Source organism: Streptococcus sp. 1621, from assembly GCF_013276615.1.
In the GTDB taxonomy this organism is placed as follows: Bacteria; Bacillota; Bacilli; order Lactobacillales; family Streptococcaceae; genus Streptococcus.
The window spans coordinates 19,398-34,094 of record NZ_VMLJ01000025.1 but is presented as its reverse complement, the minus strand read 5'-3'; the positions used below and the strand labels follow the sequence as shown (position 1 = coordinate 34,094).

16 protein-coding genes and 1 pseudogene are annotated in these 14,697 nt (G+C 41.1%); 13 read left to right on the top strand and 4 right to left on the bottom strand.

Features of this window, described 5'->3' with window-relative positions; translation table 11 throughout:
* Positions 1-8: 8 nt before the first annotated feature.
* A complete protein-coding gene (locus HT697_RS05845; protein ID WP_050392045.1) occupies positions 9-548 on the top strand; it encodes a 5-formyltetrahydrofolate cyclo-ligase in 540 nt (179 codons plus the stop codon).
* Positions 532-1,209 carry a rhomboid family intramembrane serine protease gene (locus tag HT697_RS05840; RefSeq protein WP_173218865.1) on the top strand — a complete coding sequence of 226 codons (678 nt, stop codon included), beginning with the start codon at positions 532-534 and terminating at the stop codon, positions 1,207-1,209. The genes HT697_RS05845 and HT697_RS05840 overlap by 17 nt, the downstream gene beginning before the upstream one ends.
* Positions 1,210-1,275: 66 nt before the next feature.
* Here the strand turns inward: HT697_RS05840 and galU are convergent, their stop codons facing one another.
* Together galU and HT697_RS05830 are read right to left on the bottom strand one after the other, a co-directional pair.
* Complete coding sequence (gene galU, locus HT697_RS05835; protein ID WP_050392047.1) at positions 1,276-2,175, bottom strand: UTP--glucose-1-phosphate uridylyltransferase GalU; 900 nt, start codon at positions 2,173-2,175, stop codon at positions 1,276-1,278.
* A gap of 21 nt (positions 2,176-2,196) precedes the next feature.
* Positions 2,197-3,213 (bottom strand): NAD(P)H-dependent glycerol-3-phosphate dehydrogenase, encoded by a 1,017-nt coding sequence (locus HT697_RS05830; protein ID WP_173218867.1) that lies wholly within the window; start codon positions 3,211-3,213, stop codon positions 2,197-2,199.
* Between the two features lie 298 nt (positions 3,214-3,511).
* On the opposite strand from HT697_RS05830, the pseudogene tnpA reads away from it, so the two are divergent.
* The 8 genes and pseudogenes from tnpA to ccpA all read left to right on the top strand — a co-directional run bounded on the left by tnpA (position 3,512) and on the right by ccpA (position 9,532).
* Positions 3,512-3,975: pseudogene (tnpA, locus tag HT697_RS05825) on the top strand (IS200/IS605 family transposase).
* A gap of 537 nt (positions 3,976-4,512) precedes the next feature.
* Positions 4,513-4,704, top strand: coding sequence for a hypothetical protein (locus HT697_RS05820; RefSeq protein ID WP_173219521.1), 192 nt, complete (start codon positions 4,513-4,515; stop codon positions 4,702-4,704).
* The gene (locus HT697_RS05815; protein WP_173219523.1) at positions 4,701-4,895 is read left to right on the top strand and encodes a hypothetical protein; all 195 of its coding nucleotides are present in this window, start codon (positions 4,701-4,703) and stop codon (positions 4,893-4,895) included. The genes HT697_RS05820 and HT697_RS05815 overlap by 4 nt, the downstream gene beginning before the upstream one ends.
* The gene (locus HT697_RS05810) at positions 4,882-5,766 is read left to right on the top strand and encodes an ABC transporter ATP-binding protein (protein WP_173219526.1); all 885 of its coding nucleotides are present in this window, start codon (positions 4,882-4,884) and stop codon (positions 5,764-5,766) included. Before HT697_RS05815 ends, HT697_RS05810 begins: the two co-directional genes overlap by 14 nt.
* 1 nt (position 5,767) lies before the next feature.
* Complete coding sequence (locus HT697_RS05805; RefSeq protein WP_173219530.1) at positions 5,768-6,505, top strand: ABC transporter permease; 738 nt, start codon at positions 5,768-5,770, stop codon at positions 6,503-6,505.
* Positions 6,505-7,602 carry a sensor histidine kinase gene (locus tag HT697_RS05800; RefSeq protein ID WP_173219533.1) on the top strand — a complete coding sequence of 366 codons (1,098 nt, stop codon included), beginning with the start codon at positions 6,505-6,507 and terminating at the stop codon, positions 7,600-7,602. Before HT697_RS05805 ends, HT697_RS05800 begins: the two co-directional genes overlap by 1 nt.
* Entirely contained in the window at positions 7,603-8,202 is a 600-nt protein-coding gene (locus HT697_RS05795) for a response regulator transcription factor (protein ID WP_173219536.1), read from the top strand. It abuts the gene before it with no gap.
* Between the two features lie 319 nt (positions 8,203-8,521).
* Entirely contained in the window at positions 8,522-9,532 is a 1,011-nt protein-coding gene (gene ccpA / locus HT697_RS05790) for a catabolite control protein A (protein WP_050253459.1), read from the top strand.
* 207 nt (positions 9,533-9,739) lie between these two features.
* Here the strand turns inward: ccpA and HT697_RS05785 are convergent, their stop codons facing one another.
* Positions 9,740-10,702, bottom strand: coding sequence for an asparaginase (locus HT697_RS05785; RefSeq protein WP_173220093.1), 963 nt, complete (start codon positions 10,700-10,702; stop codon positions 9,740-9,742).
* A gap of 65 nt (positions 10,703-10,767) precedes the next feature.
* Here HT697_RS05785 and HT697_RS05780 point away from each other — a divergent pair, with 65 nt between their 5' ends.
* On the top strand, positions 10,768-12,159 hold the full coding sequence (locus HT697_RS05780; RefSeq protein WP_173220096.1) for a Cof-type HAD-IIB family hydrolase: 1,392 nt from the start codon (positions 10,768-10,770) through the stop codon (positions 12,157-12,159).
* Positions 12,160-12,341: 182 nt separating this feature from the next.
* On the opposite strand, the gene HT697_RS05775 is transcribed toward HT697_RS05780, so the two are convergent.
* Positions 12,342-12,794 (bottom strand): universal stress protein, encoded by a 453-nt coding sequence (locus tag HT697_RS05775; RefSeq protein WP_031223038.1) that lies wholly within the window; start codon positions 12,792-12,794, stop codon positions 12,342-12,344.
* Between the two features lie 161 nt (positions 12,795-12,955).
* Between HT697_RS05775 and HT697_RS05770 the strand changes: the two genes are divergently transcribed.
* Both HT697_RS05770 and HT697_RS05765 read left to right on the top strand, forming a co-directional pair.
* On the top strand, positions 12,956-13,258 hold the full coding sequence (locus HT697_RS05770) for a hypothetical protein (protein WP_173219408.1): 303 nt from the start codon (positions 12,956-12,958) through the stop codon (positions 13,256-13,258).
* A 156-nt stretch (positions 13,259-13,414) separates the two neighbouring features.
* Entirely contained in the window at positions 13,415-14,629 is a 1,215-nt protein-coding gene (locus HT697_RS05765) for a pyridoxal phosphate-dependent aminotransferase (RefSeq protein ID WP_173219410.1), read from the top strand.
* The last annotated feature ends 68 nt before the right edge of the window (positions 14,630-14,697 follow it).

The following is a 14,697-nucleotide window of genomic DNA, read 5'->3' as shown; positions in this document are numbered from 1 at the left end:
AATTGTCTATGAAAGCAGAATTACGCAAGCAAGTCTTGCAAGAAATGAAGACTATATCTCAAGAGCAAAAACAGGCTATAGAGCAAGCTTTAACCGAGCGATTGTTACAACACCCCTTTTACCAAGAAGCCAAGGTTATTGCAACCTATCTCTCTTTTCCTCATGAGTTTCAAACGCAGGGATTGATTGAGCAGGCGCTGAAGGATGGCAAGAAGGTTCTGATACCCAAAACCTATCCCAAGGGGCACATGGACTTTGTGGTCTATGATCCGCAGCAGTTGGTAAAAACTTCCTTTGGCTTACTGGAACCACAGGGAGATTTGGAAGTATTGGATGCCTCTAAGATTGATTTGATTCATGTTCCGGGGCTGGCTTTTACGACAAAGGGTTATCGAATTGGCTATGGCGGAGGTTATTATGACCGCTATCTGGAACAGTTTACTGGTCATACTTTGAGTACGGTTTATCATTATCAAGTTCAGGACTTTATCCCTGAAAAGCATGATATTCCTGTTCAGGAGGTTCTGATTGATGAAAGAAATCTTTGATAGGCGTTACCCTGTGACGAGTTTCTTCCTCTTAGTGACGACCTTGGTATTTCTACTAATGTTGGTGACCACAGGAGGAAACTTTTACAGGGCAGATACCCTATTTCGATTTGGAGCTATGTATGGGCCTGTTATTCGGCTCTTTCCCGAGCAGGTTTGGCGTCTCTTCTCTGCTATTTTTGTTCATATTGGGTGGGAGCATTTCATTGTTAATATGCTTTCGCTCTATTATCTTGGTAGGCAAGTAGAGGAGATTTTCGGATCCAAGAAGTTTTGCTTTCTCTATCTCTTATCTGGAATGATGGGCAATCTCTTTGTTTTTGTATTTAGTCCAAAATCCTTAGCAGCAGGAGCTTCTACTTCTCTCTATGGGCTATTTGCTGCGATTATTGTTCTTCGCTATGCAACGCGTAATCCTTATATCCAGCAGTTGGGGCAATCTTATCTGACACTTTTTGTGATTAACATTATTGGAAGTGTTCTGATTCCAGGAATCAGTCTAGCAGGTCATATCGGAGGTGCAGTTGGTGGCGCATTTCTAGCAGTTATCTTTCCAGTTAGAGGAGAAAGACGGATGTATGGCGCTAGTCAGAGACTGGTAGCGTTAGTGTTGTTCGTAGGACTCGCAGTCTTACTTCTCTACAAGGGAATGGGGTTGTGACGAAGTTGAAAGAAAATTTGTATAATGAAAAAAGATAAGGCATTTTTTGAACCTTATCTTTTTATGTTATTCTTTTTCAGCTAATTCTTTTCCAAGTTGGATGAGGTAATCTTTCAAGTCATCTTTGACTTGTGGATGTTTGAGGGCGTAGTCAATAGATGTTTTCATAAAGCCAAACTTATCCCCAACGTCGTAACGAGCTCCTGTAAATTCACGGGCGAAAACACGTTGTGTTTTATTAAGGGTATCAATAGCGTCGGTAAGCTGGATTTCATTTCCAGCGCCTGGAGCTTGCTTTTCGAGAATATCAAAAATTTCTGGTGTGAGAAGATAGCGACCGATGATTGCCAAATCACTTGGAGCATCTTCGGGAGCTGGTTTTTCAACGAAAGTTTCAACGCTATAGAGTCCATTGATTCCTTCTCCTTGAGGAGCAATGACCCCATATGATGAAACGTCTTCGTGTGGTACGGGCATGACAGCAATGGTTGATGCGTGTGTCTTTTCGTAATCATTCATCAGTTGTTTTGTCAAAGGAACGGCATTCTCGTCTGTGATGTCCATAAGGTCATCACCCAGCATAACAACGAAGGGTTCATTCCCCACAAAAGCTTTGGCTTGTAGGACAGCGTCTCCAAGACCACGAGGGTGAGTTTGGCGAATGAAATGGAGGCGCATACCAGTTGCTTCATCTACCAATTTTAACAAATCCGTTTTGCCTTTTTCTTTGAGGTTGTACTCAAGCTCAAAGTTTGAATCAAAGTGGTCCTCAATAGAACGTTTTGATTTACCAGTGACAACCAGAATATCTTCGATACCTGATTTAAGAGCCTCTTCTACGATAAACTGGATAGTTGGTTTATCTACAATTGGCAACATTTCTTTAGCAAGTGCTTTGGTTGCTGGTAAAAATCGAGTTCCTAGTCCAGCGGCAGGAATGACTGCTTTTCTAACTTTCAGTGCCATAAGAATCCTTTCTTTAGAGGGTTAAGACCACTCATTTTCTGCTTTAAATTCATTGTTCATGATATCATAAATGGCATCTTTGATATTGGTTCCGTTGTAAATAACTTGGTAAATGGCCTGCGTAATGGGCATATAAACTCCAAGTTCTTGCGCTAGTTCATAGGCTGCTCGAGTCGTTGAAATTCCTTCGATTACCATGCCCATATTGGCTTCGATATCAGCTAGGGATTCTCCACGACCAAGAGCATCTCCGGCTCTCCAGTTACGAGAGTGGATGGAGGTTCCCGTTACGATCAAGTCTCCTACACCAGACAAGCCACTATAGGTCAGTGGATTAGCCCCGAGTGCTACCCCTAGGCGGGTGATTTCTGCCAAGCCTCGAGCGATGATGGCTGCCTTGGCATTGTCACCAAATCCCAAACCATGTAAAGCTCCAGCGCCGACAGCAATAATATTTTTAAGAGCGCCAGCAGTTTCGACCCCGATAACATCCGTATTGGTATAAAGTCGGAAGTAGTGATTACTAAAGAGCTCTTGAACGTATTGAGCTGTGTGTAAATCTTTAGAAGCAGCAGTGATTAAAGTCAGGTCACGCACAATGGTCTCTTCTGCATGGCTAGGTCCTGAAACAACGACAATATCACTGCGGAGATGTTCAGGAATTTCTTCTTCAAGGATGGTTGATAATCGTTTATGGCTATCGGGTTCTAATCCCTTTGATGCGTGCATGATGATAGCCTTATGGTCTAAGGTTTTTGCAACTTGTTGGGCAACAAGTCGTGTCACTTTTGTTGGGACAACAAACAAAATCGCATCTACATCTTTTAATGCCTCTGCTAAGTCGGTGTAGGCAATGATATTTTCGTCTAGAACGACATCTTTAAAGTAGTGCTTGTTAGTATGATAGGTATTAATTTCATTGATTTGTTCGGGAATGTTTCCCCAAATACGTACCTCGTGTCCATTGTCATTTAAGACTTGTGAAAGGGCAGTTCCCCAAGAACCAGGCCCCAAGACGGCGACGGTTTGTTTTTCCATGATTTCCTCCTTAATAGAGTCCTTTCCCTTATTCTATCATATTTTAGAGGATTTTGCACTTGCATTGCTGGGGGAGTGGTGGCTTTGTTACTTGAAAAATATACAAAAACCGAGACGAAGTATTAAACTTTCAGTCTCGGTTTTGATATTATGTGACTATTAGTCTGTCTCGCTCCGTTAGGTGCGAGACAAAAAAACCACCCGCTATGCGGGTGCGCGTCGAAGGTTATACCAAAAAAACTCCGAACGCGATACAATAAAGGTGTTCAAGCCAATTGTAAAGCGAAAGGAGAAAAATATGGCACAAAAGGCTCATAGTTTATCGCACACAAAGTGGCACTGTTCTATCACATTGTGTTCACCCCTAAGTATAGACGAAAAGTTATCTATAATCAATATCGAAGTAGTTTAGGAGAAATATTTCATCGTTTGTGTAGTTATAAAGGAGTTGAAATTATCTAGGATCACTTAATGCCAGACCATGTACATATGTTAGTAAGTATTCCACCAAGGATAAGTATTTCGAGTTTCATGGGCTATTTAAAAGGAAAAAGTTCACTCATGATGTTTGATAAACACGCCAACCTCAAGTACAAGTTTGGGAATCGGCATTTCTGGGCGGAAGGTTATTATGTAAGTACGGTGGGACTCAATGAAGCCACAATTAAGAAATATATCCAAGAACAGGAAAAGCATGATATAGCACTAGATAAATTAAGTGTAAAAGAATATGAGGATCCCTTTAGGGATAGTAGTAAGTAATACTAAAGCCTCTTTGAGAGGCAAGTGACGAGTCAAGAGCAATGAGGCTTGAACAAAGTGAAAGCCAGCGTCTTTAGGCGCTGGCTGGTAATTTGGGCTTATAGCCCTGAGACAAACCACCCGTTTGACGGGTGGTTATGATTTTCAGCAATTCATTTTGGCAGCGTATACTTTTTGTCTCCAACCTTTTCAATAAATACCGTAGTTTAGGTATCCACATTGAAATTTAACAGATTTTATAACTCTTATAAATTTTAGGGTTTTGTTCAACGTATAATATATGTGTTTGTCTGATAAAAATTTCTACTTTTTTTGATTTTAAATAAGTATTAGTTTATATTATGGTGTGAATTGGGTTTGATATCTCTTTTGAGGAAGTTGCCTTAGATTTTTCTAATTGTGTTTTATTGTATAGTGTATCTTGCTTATTTTGAACAGAATCTTTTATGACATTTGTCATATTTACGAGTGACAGAAGTATCTAGCTCCGCTAACTTCAAAAGACTATAATTGAAGTATGAAAGGGAGGAAGAAAAAATGAAACATAAAGTAATTGTCGCAATGAGTTTAGTAGCAGCAGGAGTTATGACCTATCTCATGTTCTCAGGATTGGATGAAGATTTCTATCATTTTCCTTGGGAGTTATTTGCTGGCTTTGGAATGATGTCTTGGCTTGTCAGAGAAGGTTTGAAATTAGTAAGAGATGTGAAAAAGGAGTTTGAGGAATGAAAAAAGCAATTATCTATTTCTTTATCGGCCTGTCACTCTTGGTATGGTTGGTAGAAATGTTTACTGATTGGTTTGATCAAGCCTTCCTTCACCAATTCATCCGTGGTGCATGGGGATTAGGATTTATGATTTTTATCGTCTTTCCGATGGGAAAGGAGTGGCTGAAAGGAGAATATTATGAACATGATTAAGGTACAAGGCTTACATAAAAACATCAAGGGTAAGGCTATTTTGAAGGATATTTCCTTTGAGATAGCTGAAGGTGAATGTGTTGCCATGATTGGGCCAAACGGAGCAGGAAAGACCACACTCTTGGACTGTTTGCTCGGAGATAAATTGGTCACCAGTGGGCAAGTATCTATTAAAGGTTTACCAGTGACGAGTTCAAAGTTAGACTATACTAGGGCTTACCTCCCTCAAGAAAATGTAATCGTTCAGAAATTAAAAGTTAAAGAGTTGATTGCTTTCTTTCAAAAAATTTATCCAAATCACTTGAGTAACCAGGAAATCGATCAACTATTGCAGTTTGATCAGCAACAAAAAGAGCAATTTGCAGAAAAATTATCAGGTGGACAAAAGCGTCTTTTCTCTTTTGTCTTGACCTTAATTGGGCGACCAAAGCTTGTCTTTTTAGATGAGCCTACATCGGCTATGGATACCTCAACTCGTCAACGTTTTTGGGAGATTGTCGATCAGTTAAAGAAAAATGGTGTGACCATTGTCTATTCTTCTCACTATATCGAAGAGGTAGAGCATACAGCGGACCGAATCTTGGTCTTGAATAAGGGAGAGTTGATTCGTGATACGACGCCTCTAGCTATGCGTAGCGAGGAAATAGAAAAGTACTTTATCCTTCCTATAGCTTACAAGGAAGTCGTAGAGAAGTCAAATTTGGTTGAAAACTGGACCCTAAAGCAAGATTCTTTGCAAGTAGTCACTCGAGAAGCAGATGCTTTCTGGGAGCTATTAGCCCAAGCAAGATGTAGGATACAAGAAATCGAAGTTAATAATCGTAGTTTGCTGGATACAATCTTTGAAGAAACGCAAAAAGGAGATGACTAAGATGAAACGATGGATTGCACTAAACAAGATAGAATTTTTATTGACCAAACGACAATTAGTCTATTATCTATTATCCGTAGGGATGCCGACAGCCTTCTATTTATTCTTTTCAGGCATGTACCAGGACACACCTGGTGGACCAGATAATTTTATGCGTGACTACCTCATCTCCATGACAGCTTTTTCCATGATGTCGACAGCTATCTTTTCATTCCCAGCTGTCTTACATACCGATAAAATCAACAACTGGCAGAAAACATTACGTCATAGCCCTGTAAATATGGTAGAATATTATCTATCAAAGATAACAAGTATGATGGTTGATTATTTGGTCTCAATTCTGGTTGTTTTCTCAGTTGGGCATTTTGTAAGAGGTGTGGATATGTCTTTAGGAAGCTGGATTGGGGCTGCGTTCTTGCTGATAGTAGGAAGTGTAGCTTTTGTAGCGCTTGGCTTGACCTTGACACTCTTGCCTTCTAGTCAGCTGATGTCTGTCGTGGGCAATCTTCTCTATCTAGGCTTGGCTGTTTTAGGTGGACTCTGGATGCCCATCTCTTTATTTCCAGACTGGATGCAAGCAATCGGGAAGTGCCTACCAACTTATCAGTTGATGGAGTTGCTCAAGACCTTCTTAAACGAGGGTAGCATCAATCTATCAGCCACAGTTTATCTACTTGTTTTTTCAGCAGTTTTGTTTGGTTTGACCATTTACCTTCAAGGTCATAAGGAGAATGCTTAATGCTTGAAAGACTGAAAAGCATACACTATATGTTTTGGGCTAGTTTAATTTTTATGATTTTCCCCATCCTACCTGTAGTGACTGGGTGGCTCTCTGCCTGGCATTTATTGATTGATATTCTATTTGTAGTAGCGTATTTGGGTGTTTTAACAACTAAGAGCCAGCGCCTATCTTGGCTATATTGGGGCATCATGCTGACTTATGTAGTTGGGAATACTGCCTTTGTTGCTGTTAATTATATCTGGTTTTTCTTTTTCCTATCCAATCTCTTAAGTTATCATTTCAGCGTAGGTGGTTTAAAGTCTTTACATGTCTGGACTTTTCTTCTTGCTCAAGTCCTTGTTGTGGGCCAACTGTTGATTTTTCAGAAACTCGAAGTTGAGTTTCTATTCTATCTACTTGTAATTCTTGCTTTTGTCGATTTAATGACTTTTGGCTTGGTTCGGATTCGGATTGTGGAGGATTTGAAAGAAGCACAGGCTAAGCAAAATGCCCAGATAAATCTATTGCTTGCTGAAAATGAACGCAGTCGTATCGGTCAGGATTTGCATGATAGTCTGGGACATACCTTTGCCATGCTAAGTGTTAAAACTGATCTAGCCTTGCAGTTATTTCAAATGCAGGCTTATCCACAGGTAGAAAAGGAATTAAAAGAAATTCACCAGATCAGCAAGGATTCCATGAATGAAGTGAGAACCATTGTGGAAAATCTTAAGTCTAGAACTTTGGCATCCGAACTAGAGACTGTGAAAAAGATGTTAGAAATTGCTGGAATTGAGGTGGAAACGGATAACCAACTAGATACTGCTAGCCTTACTCAGGAATTGGAGTCAACGGCTTCCATGATTTTGCTTGAGTTGGTGACCAATATCATCAAACATGCCAAAGCGTCGAAGGCCTACCTGAAATTAGAACGGACAGAGAAAGAACTCATTCTAACAGTGAGAGATGATGGCTGTGGCTTTACTTCTATAAAGGGGGATGAGCTCCATACAATTCGAGATCGTGTCCTTCCATTTTCGGGAGAGGTAAATGTGATTAGTCAGAAACAACCGACAGAAGTTCAGGTTCGACTACCTTATAAGGAGAGAAAGTAGATGAAAGTATTAGTCGCAGAAGATCAAAGTATGTTGCGAGATGCCATGTGCCAGTTGCTCACGCTTCAACCGGATATAGAGTCTGTCTTTCAAGCCAAGAATGGGCAAGAAGCAATCCAACTATTGGAAAAGGAGTCTGTAGATATCGCCATCCTTGACGTAGAAATGCCTGTTAAGACAGGTCTTGAAGTTTTGGAGTGGATACGAGCAGAAAATTTAGAAACAAAGGTGGTTGTGGTGACGACCTTCAAGCGCCCTGGTTACTTTGAACGTGCAGTCAAGGCTGGAGTAGATGCTTATGTCTTGAAAGAAAGAAGCATTGCAGACCTCATGCAAACTTTGCATACTGTCCTCGAAGGAGGCAAGGAGTATTCGCCTGAATTGATGGAAGTGGTGATGACGCATCCCAATCCGTTGACAGAACAAGAGATTGCTGTTTTAAAGGGAATTGCTCAAGGCTTGTCTAACCAAGAAATTGCAGACAAACTTTATCTATCCAACGGAACAGTCCGAAACTATGTTACTAATATTCTTTCGAAACTAGATGCAGGTAATCGAACAGAGGCAGCTAATATCGCAAAAGAATCTGGTTGGTTGTGATATTGTCATATATCGGAAACCATCATGTGCTAAAATTGAAGTTATTCAATCAAACAATTTTGTAACTTGAGGAGGCTTAGTTTCCTCCTTTTTGTTTCGTCAAAGGTGGTAGCAAGGAGCTAAACCTAGGCTTTCTATGAAATTTTTTCAATCAATCTTCAAAAAAAGCTTGAAAGTGTTTACAAATAGTGATAAAATGGAATAAGTAGAAACATGAAAACGAAATTTTCACATCTTCACTTTTGTAAGTAGATGTAGAGCTTCAATCGGTGCCTCTACTTGTAAAAGAATGTGTGGGATAGAAAGGGCAGGAAAAGGAATGAATGCAGATGATACAGTAACCATTTATGATGTCGCTCGTGAAGCGGGTGTTTCCATGGCGACGGTCAGCCGTGTGGTCAATGGCAATAAAAATGTAAAAGAGAATACCCGTAAAAAAGTGCTAGAGGTAATTGATCGTTTGGATTATCGTCCAAATGCAGTTGCGCGTGGTCTTGCAAGTAAAAAGACAACCACTGTCGGTGTCGTGATTCCAAATATTACCAATGGTTATTTTTCGAGTTTGGCTAAGGGGATTGATGATATTGCGGAAATGTACAAGTACAATATTGTCCTAGCTAATAGCGATGAAGATAACGAGAAAGAAGTTTCTGTTGTCAATACCCTCTTTTCAAAGCAGGTAGATGGCATTATCTTTATGGGTTATCACTTGACAGATAAAATTCGCTCAGAATTTTCGCGTTCACGTACTCCGATTGTTCTCGCAGGAACTGTCGATGTTGAGCACCAGTTGCCAAGTGTCAATATTGACTATAAGCAAGCAACGATTGATGCAGTGAGTTACCTTGCTAAAGAAAATGAGCGTATTGCTTTCGTTAGCGGTCCGCTAGTGGATGACATCAATGGTAAGGTTCGTTTAGTTGGCTACAAGGAAGCCTTGAAAAAAGCAGGAATCGCTTATAGTGAGGGTTTGGTATTTGAATCTAAATATAGCTATGATGATGGTTACGCCTTGGCAGAGCGTTTGATTTCATCGAATGCAACTGCAGCAGTTGTGACAGGTGATGAGTTGGCAGCAGGTGTCTTGAACGGTTTGGCTGATAAGGGTGTGTCAGTACCAGAAGAATTTGAAATTATTACTAGTGATGATTCACAAATTGCACGCTTTACCCGTCCAAACTTGACAACGATTGCCCAACCTCTTTATGATCTTGGTGCCATTAGTATGCGTATGTTGACCAAGATTATGCACAAGGAAGAGTTGGAAGAACGTGAAGTTCTCTTACCTCATGGATTGACAGAACGTCGCTCAACACGAAAACGGAAATAGAAAAAATCAGGGAATCGTGAAGATTTCCTGATTTTGTGCTCTTAAACAAGAGATGTTGACTTAATGAATACCACAGAGCGGACTAGGCGGCTGGTTAAAGGCTACGGCAACACACTGCTTTGAGGTTGTAGATAAGACTGACGAAGTCAGTAACCATACATACGAAAAGGCGACGTTGACGCGGTTTGAAGAGATTTTCGAAGAGACTTACCCTTCCATATAGTCTTTCAAATCCTGTCCTGTTAGTCCGGCATTGAGGGCGATGAGGAGTTTCAAGCGGGCTTTTTGGGCATTGAGTTCTTTGACAAAGAAGACACCAGATTTTTGCAACTGCACGCCTCCACCTTGGTAGGCATAAACAGGTTCGGCAATACCGTTAAAGCATCGTGATACCAGAGCGACTGGGATTCCTTTTTGCAGAAGGCTTTCTAATTTTTGAGCCGTTTCTTTGGGAATATTACCAGCTCCGAAGGCTTGGATAATCAAACCGTCCAATTGTTCCAAATCCAGCATATCAATCAGCTCATCTGTCATACCAGCATAAGCCGAGATAATAGGGACTAAACCTTGTATGTGATCAAGGTCAAAGCGAACACGAGGTTCAGCTGTTTTGAAGTAGAGGATTTCCTGTTTCATGATGAGACCAAGGGGGCCGTGGGTAGGAGTCTGGAAGGTACTGACATTGGTCGTATGCGTTTTGGTAACATACTTGGCAGCGTGGATTTCATCGTTCATAACGACTAAAACTCCTTTGTCAGCAGCCCTGTCATCGCTAGCTACTCGCAAAGCACTTAGATAATTATAAACACCATCACTGCCGAGTTCGTTGGAGCTGCGCATGGCCCCTGTTATAACGATAGGCATATGGGGGACTTCCATGGTATCAAGGAAATAGGCTGTTTCCTCTAAAGTATCGGTCCCGTGTGTGATCACCACTCCATCGTAGTTAGCAGCTTCCTCTTTAATTTTCTGGTAGAGGGCCAGCATATGCTTGGGTTTGATATGGGGGCTTGGCAGGTTAAAAAAGTCCAAGGCGTGGACTTGGATTCCTTCAAGAGGATTGGACACATGGTTCATGGGATTATCTGAACTCGTCACAACAGCGCCAGAAGCATCGGCCTGCATGGAAATAGTCCCACCCGTATGTAAAACAAGGATTTTCTTAGGCATGATTTACTCACTCTTTCTGAAATGTGGTATAATCATTGTATCACAAAAGGGGAGATTGGGATAGGATGGAAGTCAAAGCTGTTTTTTTTGATATCGATGGAACCTTGGTCAACGATCGCAAGAGTGTTTTGAAATCCACTAAGGATGCGATTAAGATTGTCAAAGAACAAGGGGTGCTTGTAGGCGTAGCGACAGGGCGAGGACCTTTTTTTGTTAAGGAATTGATGGACGATTTGGATTTGGACTTTGCGGTAACCTATAATGGCCAGTATATCTTTACTAAAGACAGAGTCTTGTTCACGAGCCCTATTTCCAAGTTGCATTTGCGTCATCTAATTAGCTATGCTAAAAAAGAGGGCAAGGAGATTGCCCTAGGGACCAAGGATGCCATGCTGGGTTCCAAAATCATGTCCTTTGGTCTGGGTTCTTTTTCCCAACGAATCAGTCGCTTCGTTCCCTCTGTTCTAACCCGAACAGTGAATCAGTCTTTTAATCGCATGGTCAGCAAGGTTGTTCCCCAAAAGGAAGAAGACCTGCTTCATCTGATGAATCAGCCTATCTACCAAGTTTTGATGCTGATGACGCCAGAAGAATCTGAGAAGGCAGCAGCTGATTTTGAAGATTTGAAATTGACACGTAGCAATCCTTTTGCAGCGGATGTCATCAATCAAGGAAACTCTAAATTGGAAGGCATACGCCGAGTCGGAAAAGAATATGGCTTTGACCTTAATCAAGTCATGGCCTTTGGTGACTCAGATAACGACTTAGAAATGCTGGCTGGTGTCGGTATGTCGGTCGCTATGGGAAATGGTAGTAGCAGTGTCAAGGAAGTTGCCAAGCACATTACCACTAGCAATCAGCAAGACGGAATCCACAAGGCCTTGGAACATTTTGGTGTTTTGTCTTCAGAAAAAGTCTTTGTCAGCCGTGACTATCATTTCAATAAGGTCAAGACCTTCCACCACATGATGGATGAACGGACCCAAGAAGAACCTCGAGCTTGGGATTTAGAAGGTGCAACCCATAGGGCTGGCTTTAAAATAGAAGAATTGGTGGAGTTTGTTCGAGCTGCCAGTTCTTCTGAAGAGGATTTTGGTCAAGCTCTATCGCAACTTCATCAGGCTCTTGATAAGGCAGCATATAAAGTAGCCAAGAAGACACCTGCTCAGCAAGATTTGATAGGGCAAGTGGATGCCTTGATTGACACACTTTACTTCACCTACGGTAGTTTTGTCTTGATGGGGGTGGACCCAGAACGTATTTTTGACATTGTTCATCAAGCTAATATGGGGAAAATTTTTCCAGATGGCAAGGCTCATTTTGATCCAGTGACCCACAAAATCTTAAAACCAGATGATTGGGAAGAAAAATATGCTCCAGAACCTGCTATTAAAAAGGAACTGCAGCGTCAGCTTAAGGCTTATGAACGTCATAAAGAGAGAAATAATACTCAATGAAAATCAAAGAGCAAACTAGGAAACTAGCTGCAGGTTGCTCAAAGCACTGCTTTGAGGTTGTGGATAGAACTGACGAAGTCAGTAACATACCTACGGCAAGGCGACGTTGACGTGGTTTGAAGAGATTTTCGAAGAGTATAAATAGTAAACAAAAAGGAGCGCTGAGCTCCTTTTCTTTGTAATTATAAGGTTTTTTCTTGTTCTCTCACAACCAGCAAATCGACCTTAGCATGGCGGAGAATGTATTCAGATGAAGAGCCGACCAAGAGGCGTTCAAAGGCGTTGAGACCAGTTGCGCCAACTAGAATGAGGTCCACTTCCTCAGCATCTGGAATAGTACGTGCTAGTAGGGTCTTTGGATTTCCCATTTCAATGACGATATGAACATCTGCCACACCAGCATCTTTAGCACGTTTTTCGTACTCTTTCATCAGACTTTCAGCGTCAACTTGGAGTTGTTCGTAAACTTCAGCATCAAAGGTGGATACGCTTTGGAGAGCGCGTGTGTCAATGACATGTGCGATGGTGAGTTTAGCGTCGTTTCGTAGAGCAGAATGAACTCCCTTGATAAAAGCTAAGTCTGCTTCCTTAGAACCATCGATTGCGACCATGATATTTTGGTAACGTTGTGCCATAATGAAACCTCCTGAAATTTTCTTACTATCATTGTAAACCTTTTCACTATAGAAGTAAAGCAAAAAAAGTATTTTTCAAAAGAATGTTAGTGCTTAAAATCTATATAAATATATGATAAAATAAAAGAAAGGATAGCAGGAAAGAAGTGAAGGGAGGGAGAATGATGAAAAACTCTTTTCAAGAAGCAAAAAAATCAAATTTCCTTTATTATGGAATCATCCTAGTTTCAGTCTTGCTAGAAGTTATCATGATCTGGCAATTAGAGAGTCTGGTACCGCTTCTTTATCCAGGTTTTATCGGCTTTTTAGTCTTTCACCTACTCTACCATCTGATTTTATTCCTAGTTGCAAAACGAAGTGGGCGTTGGGGTTACTTGATGATATGGGGGCTCTTCCTCATGTTCAATCTTCTTTATGACTCCTTTTTAGGTTTGCTTTTTCTAGGTTTATCTTTTGGTATGTGATATGTCTTTCGCAAAATACCTGCTATCTCCCCTGTCTTGACCTCGCTTTTAGTGAGGTTTTTCTTCTATCCGCACCTAGTAACACATTTCAGCAAACTTGTCGCATTGTCTTTCTAGTGGTATAATGTTACTATCTCGATGAATTGAGGAAACAAGATGAAAGAATATAATAAATCTAGTAAGTTAGAACATGTTGCTTATGATATCCGTGGTCCTGTTTTGGAAGAAGCCATGCGGATGCGAGCAAACGGAGAAAAGATTTTACGTTTGAATACAGGAAATCCAGCAGAATTTGGCTTTACAGCGCCAGATGAGGTCATTCATGACTTGATTATGAATGCGCGTGATAGTGAAGGGTATTCTGACTCAAAAGGGATTTTCTCAGCCCGTAAGGCCATCATGCAGTATTGCCAATTGAAGAAATTCCCAAATGTAGATATTGATGATATTTACCTTGGAAATGGTGTCAGTGAGCTGATTGTCATGTCCATGCAGGGGCTTTTGGACAATGGAGACGAGGTCTTGGTACCAATGCCAGACTATCCTCTCTGGACGGCCGCTGTCAGCCTAGCTGGAGGAAATGCCGTTCACTATATCTGTGATGAAGCTGCAGAATGGTATCCAGATATTGACGATATCAAGTCAAAAATCACTTCCAATACCAAGGCAATCGTCCTTATCAATCCAAACAACCCAACTGGAGCCCTTTATCCTAAGGAACTCTTATTGGAAATCATTGAAATTGCCCGTCAAAACGATTTGATTATCTTTGCGGATGAAATTTATGACCGCATGGTAATGGATGGACATGTGCATACGCCTGTGGCGAGCCTGGCACCAGATGTTTTCTGTGTCAGCATGAATGGTCTATCAAAATCCCACCGTATTGCTGGTTTCCGTGTGGGTTGGATGGTCTTGTCTGGTCCTAAGCACCATGTCAAGGGCTATATCGAAGGGCTCAATATGCTGTCCAATATGCGTCTTTGCTCTAACGTTTTGGCCCAACAAGTCGTCCAAACTTCCTTGGGTGGCCACCAATCAGTCGATGAATTGCTTCTTCCAGGTGGACGAATATATGAGCAAAGAAATTTCATTTATAATGCCATTCAAGAGATTCCAGGTCTCTCTGCAGTTAAACCCAAGGCGGGGCTCTATATCTTCCCTAAAATCGACCGCAATATGTACTGTATCGATGATGATGAACAGTTTGTCCTTGATTTCTTGAAGCAGGAAAAGGTTCTCTTAGTTCATGGTCGCGGCTTTAACTGGAAAGAACCAGACCACTTCCGTATCGTTTACCTTCCTCGTGTTGATGAACTAGCCCAAATCCAAGAAAAGATGACTCGTTTCTTGAAACAGTATCGTAGATAGGGCTTACATTCGAAAAAGCAGTAAACATTTGCCTTGAGCTATTGACAAAAGTGAAAGAATCAGATAGA

Coding starts and splice junctions, on each gene's coding strand:
- HT697_RS05775 (WP_031223038.1), bottom strand. CDS start 12,794: ATGGCACAACGTTACCAAAATATCATGGTCGCAATCGATGGTTCTAAG.
- HT697_RS05830 (WP_173218867.1), bottom strand. CDS start 3,213: ATGGAAAAACAAACCGTCGCCGTCTTGGGGCCTGGTTCTTGGGGAACT.
- HT697_RS05800 (WP_173219533.1), top strand. CDS start 6,505: ATGCTTGAAAGACTGAAAAGCATACACTATATGTTTTGGGCTAGTTTA.
- HT697_RS05815 (WP_173219523.1), top strand. CDS start 4,701: ATGAAAAAAGCAATTATCTATTTCTTTATCGGCCTGTCACTCTTGGTA.
- HT697_RS05810 (WP_173219526.1), top strand. CDS start 4,882: ATGAACATGATTAAGGTACAAGGCTTACATAAAAACATCAAGGGTAAG.
- HT697_RS05820 (WP_173219521.1), top strand. CDS start 4,513: ATGAAACATAAAGTAATTGTCGCAATGAGTTTAGTAGCAGCAGGAGTT.
- HT697_RS05840 (WP_173218865.1), top strand. CDS start 532: ATGAAAGAAATCTTTGATAGGCGTTACCCTGTGACGAGTTTCTTCCTC.
- ccpA (WP_050253459.1), top strand. CDS start 8,522: ATGAATGCAGATGATACAGTAACCATTTATGATGTCGCTCGTGAAGCG.
- HT697_RS05780 (WP_173220096.1), top strand. CDS start 10,768: ATGGAAGTCAAAGCTGTTTTTTTTGATATCGATGGAACCTTGGTCAAC.
- HT697_RS05785 (WP_173220093.1), bottom strand. CDS start 10,702: ATGCCTAAGAAAATCCTTGTTTTACATACGGGTGGGACTATTTCCATG.
- galU (WP_050392047.1), bottom strand. CDS start 2,175: ATGGCACTGAAAGTTAGAAAAGCAGTCATTCCTGCCGCTGGACTAGGA.
- HT697_RS05770 (WP_173219408.1), top strand. CDS start 12,956: ATGATGAAAAACTCTTTTCAAGAAGCAAAAAAATCAAATTTCCTTTAT.
- HT697_RS05805 (WP_173219530.1), top strand. CDS start 5,768: ATGAAACGATGGATTGCACTAAACAAGATAGAATTTTTATTGACCAAA.
- HT697_RS05795 (WP_173219536.1), top strand. CDS start 7,603: ATGAAAGTATTAGTCGCAGAAGATCAAAGTATGTTGCGAGATGCCATG.
- HT697_RS05765 (WP_173219410.1), top strand. CDS start 13,415: ATGAAAGAATATAATAAATCTAGTAAGTTAGAACATGTTGCTTATGAT.
- HT697_RS05845 (WP_050392045.1), top strand. CDS start 9: ATGAAAGCAGAATTACGCAAGCAAGTCTTGCAAGAAATGAAGACTATA.